The following is an 11560-nucleotide window of genomic DNA, read 5'->3' on the forward strand; positions in this document are numbered from 1 at the left end:
CTCAACTAGATTGCGCTCTAGTTTCTTGAGCGGCGGCTATATAGCAGGAACCCGCCTGCCATCGTGGACAGCAGAGCCGCCAGCAACGCCAACTGCGCGGTGCTACCGGTTTTCTCCAGCGGGTTGCCAGCTGTTGGTCCCGCCACCTTAATGATGAGCGTAATGACTTCGGAAGTTTTATCCGGATAGGTCACTCGCACCTTCACTGGGTAATCACCCGGCGCCGCATTTGCGGGAATCTTCGCAGTCACCGCACCCGTATCAGGATCCACCGTCACCCAATCTGGCCCACTAACCTTGCTATAGGTAGTACCTGTCGGCAACGGTTTGCCGTCTCTATTCTTCGGACCCGGAACCTCAAGGCTCGTCCCCGCCTCACCAGGCTTCGGATCTGAATACTTCGGATCATAAATCGTGTTTTGGTCAGGCGGGTTCACCGTAAATGTGAAGGTGGATGAAACCGGAGCTCCGTCCTCCCCGATAGCGGTTACAGTCACCGTCTGCGGACCGTTTGTCGGCTCCGTGGGAGTTCCGACGATCTTTCCTTGTGTCTGATCGTAGGTCAAACCCTTGGGCAAACCGGTAACTGTTATCGGATGGTTCGGATCTCGATGCTGCACCTCAATGGGAATAGGCGTCAGGGGATCTCCCTGCTTTCCAACCTGGTTCGGTATCGGGGTAATCGTCGCCGAGGCTCTGGGTTTCTGCGTCACCGTGGCTTTGGCAATAGCCGTATCCTGGGTACCGTCCTTGTACTTGACGACAACTTTAATGTTGTAGTCCTGTGGGTTCGCATCAAGTCCCGGCGTCATATTGATGGCACCGGTGTTCTCATCGACACTGACCCAATCCGGCATTCCGTCCGCTTTATAGAACTTGGTGCCGTCAGGCTTAGGTACTTCAGTGCCGTCCTTCTCCTTGAAAATCGGAGGATTAGTGGTCTTGGTTTGACCTTGTTCGATAACCTCTGTTTCGCCGTAGATCGGATTCGGCACCGGTTTATATTCAGGTGTCACCACTTCGGTTTGACCGTTCACTTTAACTATGGCGGAGGCGGTTCCCTTTGAGCCGTTGCCGTAGTTAATAACTACCGGTATCTCGTGGTTGCCGATGGTGGCATCCGATGGAATAACCCAGGTAATGGCACCCGTGTTGGAGTTAATGGTTGCTCCCGTCGGAGCACCTGCTCCCAGAGTATAGGTGGTTCCGGTAGGTGGCGTACCGGCAGCGTTAGTAACCGTGTCCTTGAAAGTCGGAGCCGGAACTGTCACGGTGTCTATGCCGCGAGTGCCTTCCTTAGTTCCGTCGTACTCGGGGGTGAGACGCTGCTGAGCGGTACATCCGTCGGTATCTACCGTTGACGAGGCAGGAGTATCCGGGCACTTATCATTCTCGTCATTAACCCCGTCATGGTCGCTATCCGCAGCCGGAACCGGGGGCTTGGCATTCACGTGCACCGGCACCGTGACATCGTCGAAGGTGCCGTCGGGATAGGTGACATGAATCACCGCGTTATAGTCCCCTGCCGGGGTGTCTGCCGGCGGTTTAATCGTCACCGCTCCAGTGTTGGGATCGACCGTAATCCAATCCGGACCAGAGGTCTTGGAGTATGTAGTCCCATTGGGAAGCGGGTTACCATCCGCATTCTTAGGCGTCGGTAACGTCTGGGTGCCACCCTGGTCAACAGGCGGGGCATCCTGATACTTCGGATCGTTGCCATTCGAAATCGATGCCACAGAAACCTTGGCATTAGCGCTGAGGGTGCCGCCGTTATCGGGGAAAGTCACTTTCACCGGAATGGACACATCACCCAACGCCTGGTTCGTAGGCACATCCCAGGTGATTGCTCCCGTGTCTGGATCCACCTTGATATCGCTTGCGCTCACGCCGCTGGGCAGGTGATCCGTGTCCAAAGCGTACTTGGTGCCAGCCGGCTCCGTGTTGGGAGCTCCGTTGATGGCGTTCTTGTATGTCGGTGCCGGGACAGTAACGCTAGTCCCTGGAGCGACCTTCTGCGAACTATATTCCGGCAGGTACTTCTGGTTCGCGGCGCACCCGTCGCTATCTACCTTCAACCCCGGGTTAGTGCCGGGGCAAACATCCTTAGTGTCATCTACCCCATCCTTGTCGGTATCCGGTTTGGGTGCCGGGTTAATAGTGATAGAGAAAGAAGTGGAAACTACTTTTCCATCCTGTCCTTTGACTTTCACCGTAACCGGGTAGGTTTTCGGGTTTTCCAGAGGATTGCCCGCATCGTCCACCGGGTTAACCGTACCGGTAATGGTGCCGGTATTCGGGTCATAATCCAGCCCCGCGGGCAATCCTTCGAAGGTGGGTGGCTCCACTCCGTTAGCGATTTCTACCGGGATCGGGTTAATTGGCTGTCCGGCAGTCCCGCTTTGGTCAGCAATCGGCGTGATAGTCGCGGGTTTATCCGGAGGTGTAACCGTGTATTTGAAGGTCTGGGTTACTTCTTTACCGTCCTTACCTACAGCTTTAATGGTGACCACGGAGGGATCGCCGCTGGGGCTGGCTGTCGTGGGAGTACCGGTAATTTGCTTGGTCGCAGGATCGAAAGACAGCCCGTCAGGCAGTCCGCTCACCGTTAGGGTGCCGGGCTTGATGTTTTCTGCACTCACGGTTATAGGGGTGATTGCCTCTCCCGCCTTTGAGCTTTTATCGCCGGGATTGGTGATGCTGCCAGCTGGAGGCGCCGGCGCGTCATTCACTTTGAACGGCGCATTTGCTGTCTTGGTTCCACCACTATTGGGATATGTGAGCTTCACCGGGAGATTGTAGGTTCCGGCAGCTGTCGTCTGGGGAATGTTCCAAGTTACCTCGCCGCTATTGGGATTCACACTCACGTCAGAAGCGTTCACGCCAGCAGGCAGGTTAGTGGTGTCCAACTGGTAGGAAATGCCGCTGACGGGCGGGGTGGTGGAGGCGGGAGTGGAACCGAGGGTGTCTTGGAACTTCGGCAGTCCCGAACTGGCGGTAGCCCCAGGATCCGAAGTCGTAGTCTCATAGCTCGTATCGTACTGCTGCGCATAGGTACAGCCGTTAGCCTGCACCGTGAGACCGGTGGGAGTATTGGAGCATTTATCTTTATCATTTGCTACCCCATCACCATCGTCATCCAGGGGAGCTTGGATAATGAAGGGAACACTCGCAGGTTCTGAAATTTTGACGGATCCTCCGCCAGCAATTCGCTTGGAGTAAGTCATTTTCACCGGGACCGAAATGACGGTGCCGTCCTCACCGGCGGGGCTCTTCCAAGTAACCGCCCCCGTCGAGGGATTAATGGAAAAATCATCCTCATTTAGACCGGCCTCGGTCATCTTTGCCTTGTCGAGTTCGAAAACCGGATTATAACCCTCAGGCAATGACGGATCCTGCTCTACCTCGTCAGTATCTTTCTTATCGAAAGTAGGAGCCGCAGAAGTTGCTTCCACGCCCACCTTGGTTTTGGTCTGCTGGTAATTGGCATCGTAATCCGGCAGCACCGCCAGGAAGGAATCGGTACCTAAAACTACTACGTCTTTCCCTTGCTCATCTACCGAGGTCAACACCGCGTTATACACAGTGTTTTCCTTCAAATCTACCGGGACTTTAAACGGACAAGATTTTAAAATACCGCTGTTGTCAGCTGTTAAGTCGCAGCTTTCTACCTGCTTCTCACTGGGGTCGTACCAGGTGATTCTATATTTATTGCTATCAATCTTATTGGCAGGAGCCAGCCCCTCGGTAGAGGTGTTTACCGTGGTACCCGGGGTGGCGGCATGGGTACTGGTGTCATATTCCAGGACATCAAAATAGGTCTCTACCGGCACCAATCCCAGATTCAAGTCATCCCACTGTTCATTGGAGCCAGCAAAATTTCCGGTGACACCGAACGGCTTGAACATAGCCGAGCCTTGGCGGGTGTCGAAGAAGTTGTTGCCGCGCCACGGATCCATGTATCCGATACCCTCTGGCTTATCAACCAAAGAAACGTTCAAATAGTCCCAGTTCACGTGCTTCTGGTCATTCCTACCAATCCCTTCCCAGGATCCGGTGTCGGGATCAGGCGCAACCTCGCCGCAAGTTCGTCCCGCCGGAACCGTCTGGCAGCTGCGTTGGTTATTACCCCAGCTGCCGTTGAACTGCAACGTGTAGGTGCCATCTGTTCCGGTAGTGGCCTGCACGGTTTCTGCGATCCACTTACAAGACCCCGTGTCTTTAGGGATTTGTTGCTGGATGTATTTTTGTAAGTTGGCTTCATCCTGGGCATCCCACCGGGAAGTAACAGGAGTGGTGGAGGCGGAGGCACGGAAAGTGTGATTCTGAAAAATCGCGGCTTTGTTGTCGGCGTAATACTTTTCAACTTGTTTCACGGCACAATCGCTCAGGTAAGACGCCCGCACCTTCTGATCCTGTGCTACCTTGTCACCGGCAGGATTATTTAAATCCAACCAACGCGCCGAGCCCACGCCCTGCACCCAGTTCCAGTAGACCTTACCGGAGATATGACCACCTCGTGAACTCGACAGAGTGTTGGTGGTGTTGACGGTGGCGGCGCTAGTCTTGGCGGGGTCTTGTTTCTCCACAAAGAAGGTGTCCGCGCCCTTGACACCGTAGGTGTTACCCCAATAGGCGTTACCGGTGGAGTCCTGAACTATACCGTCCGGAGAGGGACGCTGACCGTATCCCCAGAATTGGTTGAGATTTTCGCGATCCGGGTTGATGACCCAAATCTGGATTTTTTCGTTATACATTCCCCCCGGATGCAAACCGACTTCACCGTCAAAAGTACGTTTCACCCCATTAACATCGGTGTAGGGCAGCATTTTTATCTTAAAATTACCGTTGACATCGGTGGTGCCCTTGTAGATGGGCGACGCCCACCTGCCTTTGGACTTAGAGCCTTCGCTCCACTGGGCGTACACCGTCACATTCGCCAGTCCGACCCCCAAGTCTGCGGTGGCAGAAATATTACCGGTAGCCGGTACTGCCAGTAGTTTCTTGACGGAACCGGAGACGGTTTTGGCGTCTATGGGAGACTGCGAAGAATCAATGGCATCCCGGAATTTCGCTGGAGCCTCTGCGTAAGCTGGCTGCGAGGACGCTCCGAACATCACCGCTACTATTCCTAGTAGCACTAAAGAAAATCCGGCGCTGACAGCCGCTATTTTCTGGATCTTTCGGCGACTGTTATCGCGGAAATTTGTGGTAGTAACGAGGGAAAGCAAATGCCTCATTGCTCTGCCTTTCTGTCTACTCAGCTGAATCGCCCTAAACCTATATATAAAGGCAAAGTTCAACCGCTCAGCCAATAACCCGACATTTTTCAACATTCTACCCGATAGCCCTTTAAGAAAGTAGCGAGGATAACCTAAGAAACTACCTCCCCGGAGCGCGCTCCCTAGGGGAACAGTGCCGAACATTCCTAAAGCAACACTACGAAGTCTCGTCAATACCCGTTTGGAACCACAACTCGTGGGGAGAGGTTTTATGCGCCGGGAGCTGAATTCTGGTTCCTCCCCTAGCGGGGGGCAAGCTTTCTCCTAGAAGATTAAGAGGAAACAGAGGAAAGGAATAGCTATGAAGACCTTGGAACTATTACAGGATCGCCGCTCCCGTTACCATTTGGAGAGGAAAATCCCCTTAAGCCACCAGGAACTGCTGGATTTGATTGACGAGGTTACCGCGCAGGTGCCGGATGCTTTCAATATGCAGTCGCAGCGACTCCTGGTAGTTACCGGCGAGAATCAAGACGCCCTCTGGAATCGGGTTTTCGAGGTTTTTGAAGGTAAAGTTCCGCGGGAAAAGATCGATTCTTTCCGCGCTGGTTACGGCACTATTCTCTACTTCTATGACCAGGAAGTCACCGAAGAAATGGCGGGCAAGTTCACCACCTATGCTGACAAGTTCCCGCACTGGGCAGCGCAATCCCTGGCCATGTTGCAGTTTTCGCTGTGGGTAGCGCTCCGCGAGGCGGGCATTGGCGCTTCGCTACAGCACTACAATCCGGTGATTGACCACGCGGTGAAGCAAATGTTTGACCTGCCCGAAACCTGGGTACTAGATGCACAAATGCCGTTTGGGCTTGCCAGCGATGAGCCCTCGCCTAAGCAGCTGCAAGACATTCGCCAGCGGGTATTTCAGCGCTAGCCGGGTAATCTCTCCCGGAGTGGCATTAAGTAAAACAGATTAAAATAACCCATTTATTATTTGCTTAGAATTTACGTAATCGTCCGATTTTATTTAACTTGCGTCTTATAGCATGTTAACTGCAATATCTGCAGGAGACGCCCATGAATAAAATTTTTTCGATTACCGCTTCCCTGATAACCGCAGTCGCTTTGACCTTTGGTCTTAGCGGCTGCGGTTCTAAGACTCCCCCCTCCAGCTCTTCTTCAAAGCCGGCCTCTATCAGAACCGCGGATCAAGCGCCAGCGTCCGTGGACATTAAAGGTGAATACAATAATGGTTCAATGTGGGCAAAAGTAGGTCCCATATATCGACAAGAGGACGGAACCTCAGTTCTAGCGCTAGCGGCAGGATATTCAAAAGAAGTGACCGGGTGGCCTGCTAACACAAATGTGGGGCAGGCGATTACTAGCGTCAATAACACTGAGCAAATCGCTTATTCGGGGATTTTCATGCTCAACGATTCGGAAGTGTTCGAGCCGCTCAGAATGAAAGATAACCAGGTTGCTTGGGTGCCGCAGGACGCAAAACTAAAAAAAGAACAGATGCATTCTTTTAAGGAGCAACAAAAAGGCGAATTGAAAGAATCTGTGTTGGTGCCTTTCGGCGACATCGGTGAAGGCACCAAAGCAGCCGGGGTTTCGGTGGGGCTGATTGGGTTTGCAGCAAATGTGCCAGTTCTTGACAGTGCGCAGGCTCCCCAGAAGGTGCAAGAAGCACTGGGAAAGATACCGCAGGACGCAGAGGTAAATATCCATGCCCCCTATGCCCAATACACTATGACCCCGGGAATGGGGATTTCCTCCGGTAAAGAGAACCTGAATGTAACTTTGGCGGCAGACGTGTTCTTTGACTCGGGCAAATGGGATATTAAAGCGGACTCCAAATCCGTCCTCGATCAGGCAGCAGCCGCTCTAGCTACTCATGAGCCTGGTGAAGTCACCATTGTGGGCCACACCGATGACATACCTGATAAGAACGTGGGGAACCAAGTATTGAGTGAAAACCGCGCGAATGCGGTTAAAGCAGTTTTGGCAGGAAAATCTGAGCTGGTCGGTTTTAGTTTTAAGGCCTCTGGTAAAGCCGCTACCCAGCCCGCGGTCAAGGGCACAACCCCCGAGGCACGCGCGAAGAACCGGCGGGTAGAAGTGAGCATAAAAACTCCAGTTAAGAAAGAGGTCGCCGAACTGCAGGCGGCGAGTGCCAAGATGCCTGCTGCAGCCGCTAGCGAGTCTACTTGGCCTGCGGCGGTGACATACGATGCCGATACTACCGGCGCTAAACCCACCACTATGGAAATTAGTGCCTCGAAAGCGGTAGCGTACCCGCACTATACTTTGGTGACCTTTACGGTTACCGCCAAAGACGTGAGTATGTGGTTTACAAGTCTGCAGTTCGAGGCGAACTATCATGGCACGCCCAATGGTAACAACAAGTTTTACGGTGCCGATATTTTGCGGGGCCAGGCTCGCACCGCCCCGCTAGAATATACGCGTCCCCTACAAGGTGGCACCGAACAGGCGGTGATAACTGGCGGTGGGGTCCATGGCGCCGGCACCAGCATCAAACCGAGTTACAAACTGACTATCCCCGTCCTGTATCCGCCCACTAAGGACCAGACCATCACCATTGATGCCACCTACCATAACCCCCAGGTCAATAAGAAAGACTTGGGTTGGCGCATCAAAGATATTCCCGTAGAACCGGCAACCGAGGACGGTAAATAAGTCACCCTTTACCGGATCGATCTTTCCCGCGCGGGAAAATAAAACCAGTTTGCGCGGGAGAGAGAAAACACCCCGGACTGGCTGGTCACAAAAGCATCTTTCGCGGCAGCGCGGATTGCGCGCGCTTTCCCCAGGGCAAAACCACTCTTAAAAGTTTCATGCCCTCCCCTAACCGGAATTTCGGTATTGGAACCTGGCTCCCTGTGCTCACTTCCCGTTGATAGGGTGGCAAGGATGAAGAAAACGAGTACGCGCGGGCTGGAAATACTGTTAGCTTTGGTGATGATGGCGCGTGGTACCTCGTTTATTTTCAGCAAACTTCTGCTAGAAACCATGAACACCTTCAACGTATTGGCGCTGCGTTTTGGGATCGCCTTCCTGCTATTGGCAGCGCTGTTTGCCCGCCGTCTCTATCGAGCCAGCCGGAAAGTATGGATAGCGGGATTCCTGATTGGATTCCTATATTTCTTGGTGATGTCACTGGAACTGACCGCTTTGACCATGGCAGATACGGGACCCGTAGCACTCACTGAACACACCAGCATCGTGATGGTGCCACTGGCAACAGCCGCTTTGGCCAGGGTGCGCCCTAATCCCATAATGCTAGTATCTGCATTCCTGGCGGTTACCGGGGTGGGGATGCTGACGCTGCCCGGCGGGAATCTCTCTGCAGGGCTATTAATCGCCCTGCTGGGAGCCGTCTGCTACGCAGCAACCATCATTGTTACCGATCGAGTAACCCATAGCCCCGAGGAAGGGTTTACCGTCGGAATTATTCAGCTGGGTACGCTCGCGCTCCTAGCTGCTATCGCCAGTTTTTTCTTAGAATCCCCGCATTTGCCCTCCTCCCTCGCGCAATGGGGAATGTTGGCAATGCTAGTAGTGGTGTGTACGGTTTTCGGTTTCACTTTCCAGCCCGTTGCTCAGGCGCGGGTATCGGCAGAAATGACCGGACTGTTAGCAGCTTTAAATCCGGCGGTAGCAGCGATAATCGGCGCGTTCGTGTTAAATGAACAGTTTGGCTGGCTGGGTGCGCTGGCAGTTGCGGTGATCCTAGTCGCTATTACCCTCCCCAGCTGGCTGCGCATCCTCACCCCTAAAGTCGGAAAAGTTTCACCGCAGTAACAGCACCCGTAAACCCGGCACTGCCCTCTCTAAAGCTGCACGAACAGCGATAATTCTCAGCTAACTTTAGGACGAGCTCTCAGCTTAGCGGTAGCGGCGGCGCAGGATAATTGCCCCGCCCAGCGCTACTCCCAGGAAGCAAATCCCTAAAAGAGAAGCAGCGCCGCTGCCGGTATGGACTATTTTCTCCGGTACCGGCGGGGTGGTAGGAGGAACCGTAGGAGGCGTCACCGGCGGGGTGGTTGGTGGGGTCACCGGAGGGGTGGGCGGAATAAAGGTATTGGTGAAGAATACCAGGTTGACCCCATCATTCTGCTCGGCTTGAGCTACTTGGCTGACTTTAAACTTACCCGTAAGTTCTGCCGGTAAATTCTCGGTCACCTTATAGGTGAGCGCTACCCGCTCAGCCGGTTTCTTCTCCACATCTGCTGGCGTATATTTTGGTAACTTCTCGAGGGCGAATTGGAAATCTTTACCCTCGCCCTGCTGGAAACTACCGGCCCGAAGATACTTTCGCACCGGCTCGGTCGCTATTTTGTTCTTTCCTTGCCAGGTTTCCAGCTGGAAGTTATCGATATAGTCCCGCATATCGAGATCTTTGAGCAGGTCATCCCCGCCCTCCCAATGTTTCTTAACCAACAAATCGAGGTAGGGGACAATCTCGGTTTCCGAATCAGGAATCCGGTTAAATAGGGGCTGCTCCCCCACCTTTTTCACCTTCACCTGGAACATAATCGTGAGGTCCCGTGCGGCGGGGAACTCGATGGCCTTACTAAAATCGAACTCTGCTACCTGGGGCTTAGCGTGATCTAGCAGCTTGATCTCCCGGCTGGTCGGGTTGTAGCTGGCCTCAAAGTCCGTAGTTACCGCTTCGCCCTCCATCACCTTTAAGGAACCCGGAACCAGTTCCAGGCGTTCATCGAGCTTATCGACTACCGTGACCGTATTCTTAAAGCCCATGTCCACATACTTGCCAAACTTAACCACCAGGCGGTGATCTCCAGGTACCTTAGCGTTAATCCGGTAGTCGATCAGGTCTCCCTTACCGGCATAGGCTTTCTTACCGTCCTCACCAATCGGATACTTCGCCTGGTCAATCACTTTGGCGAAACTCGGTTTTTTCGGTACCAGCAATAGCAGCGGGGTCTTGTAACCAATCAAAGCCCGCGAGCGAGCATCATCCTTAAAGCGGTCATCGGTACCGCCATAGGGATTAGTCCATACCTCTTCATCACTGCCTGAGCGGAGCATCTTCATAGTTAAGCGCCCATTTTCTGCCAGGCGAACTCCGTACTGTAAGGACAGATCATAGTCTTTCTTGAACGCTGGCGCCGCGTCCTCAATCCGAACCGTATAGTCCCCCGGGGTTACTGCCTTAAACAGACTTGCCGGAAAATCGTAGGCAGTTTTGGTGGCAGTAGATTTTGCGATCAGCTTTCCTTGCTGGTCATAGAGCCCCAGAGTAAACCCGGCTTTCGCGTGTTCGGTTGCAAAAGAGTCATACTTAACGGTTTCGATATTAGAAGTCAGGATATAAACCTGTTTTCCCAGGGTAACCGTCAAGGTGTTGGTCTCCGAATCGAATTTTTGCTCCGCAATCCCGTAATACATATAGGATTTCGGCAGGCTAGGCAAAGATAGCTTCGCCCCTTCGGGTACCCCACTGGCTTTAATATCGAAAGAATAATCACCGCTGGCAGTAGGCAGAGAAAGCTGTTTTTCTGCCTGGGGATCTGCTTTGCCCCCGATATTAAACTTCCAGCTGTCACTTTCCGCCAGCACCTCCAGAGGGCGCTTGATAGTGACGTGATAGGTCTGATCCACCAGCTTTACCTGCTTTAGAACCAGCTCGAAACCGTCATCTTTGGCCAGTACCTTTTGCACTGAATACGGCGTTTTCTGCCCGCCGTCCTGCATGGTTACGGTCGGCAAATCTACCTGTGTTGCCGGAACCAGTGAGCTCGGGGCAAACTTGCCGTTATCGTCATAGGCAGCCGCTTGTAGGAAACCGTGACCAGAAGAATCCTTAGTGACAGTTACATTCTCATTTTTCTTGCTAACCGTGTTATAGAGCGGCAGCTCAAAAGATTCAGCGCTGCCGGCAATAGCAGCCCCCGTCTCATCGCTCATCGTTACCGGGTAGCGCTTAGAAATTTTTTCTTTGAAGGTCATCCGCATTTGCGGGGTGCCATCACTGGCGGCCTCGACCTTGACTTTTACCCGCTCCCCGATCCGCGAGAAACCTTTCTTTACCGAAAAAGTGATTTCCTTGCCCATCGGGTAATCTGCGGCCTCGAGAGCGAATTCAATCTCGCATTTGCGCAACCCATTTTCTAGGGTTTTGTCGGAGGTGACGTCTGCGTCCTCAATCTCGTAGGAGTCAGCAAACCAGCCGGTACCTTCCTGGATTTCTAAGTCGGTGCAGTTAGCCCGGGTATAAATCGTGGCATAAAGGGCAGCGGCATCTTCATCCTCGCCTGCGGCCTCAGCCAGGGGGGGCTAACAACGCCATTCCCAGG

General features: G+C 53.3%; 5 protein-coding genes. 3 read left to right on the plus strand and 2 right to left on the minus strand.

What is annotated here, in order from left to right:
* Positions 1–17: 17 nt before the first annotated feature.
* Entirely contained in the window at positions 18–5237 is a 5220-nt protein-coding gene (locus AC1EKS_RS01420; RefSeq protein WP_481008485.1) for a Rib/alpha-like domain-containing protein, read from the minus strand.
* A 343-nt stretch (positions 5238–5580) separates the two neighbouring features.
* Here AC1EKS_RS01420 and AC1EKS_RS01425 point away from each other — a divergent pair, with 343 nt between their 5' ends.
* From AC1EKS_RS01425 to AC1EKS_RS01435, 3 genes are all read left to right on the plus strand, one after another.
* Positions 5581–6150 (plus strand): nitroreductase family protein, encoded by a 570-nt coding sequence (locus AC1EKS_RS01425; RefSeq protein WP_481008486.1) that lies wholly within the window; start codon positions 5581–5583, stop codon positions 6148–6150.
* 143 nt (positions 6151–6293) lie between these two features.
* On the plus strand, positions 6294–7916 hold the full coding sequence (locus AC1EKS_RS01430) for an OmpA family protein (RefSeq protein ID WP_481008487.1): 1623 nt from the start codon (positions 6294–6296) through the stop codon (positions 7914–7916).
* Between the two features lie 234 nt (positions 7917–8150).
* Entirely contained in the window at positions 8151–9041 is an 891-nt protein-coding gene (locus tag AC1EKS_RS01435; RefSeq protein ID WP_481008488.1) for a DMT family transporter, read from the plus strand.
* Between the two features lie 84 nt (positions 9042–9125).
* Here AC1EKS_RS01435 and AC1EKS_RS01440 read toward each other — a convergent pair whose 3' ends face one another.
* Complete coding sequence (locus AC1EKS_RS01440; RefSeq protein WP_481008489.1) at positions 9126–11366, minus strand: hypothetical protein; 2241 nt, start codon at positions 11364–11366, stop codon at positions 9126–9128.
* Between the last annotated feature and the right edge of the window lie 194 nt (positions 11367–11560).

The organism is Varibaculum sp. C0165D1, assembly GCF_056590355.1.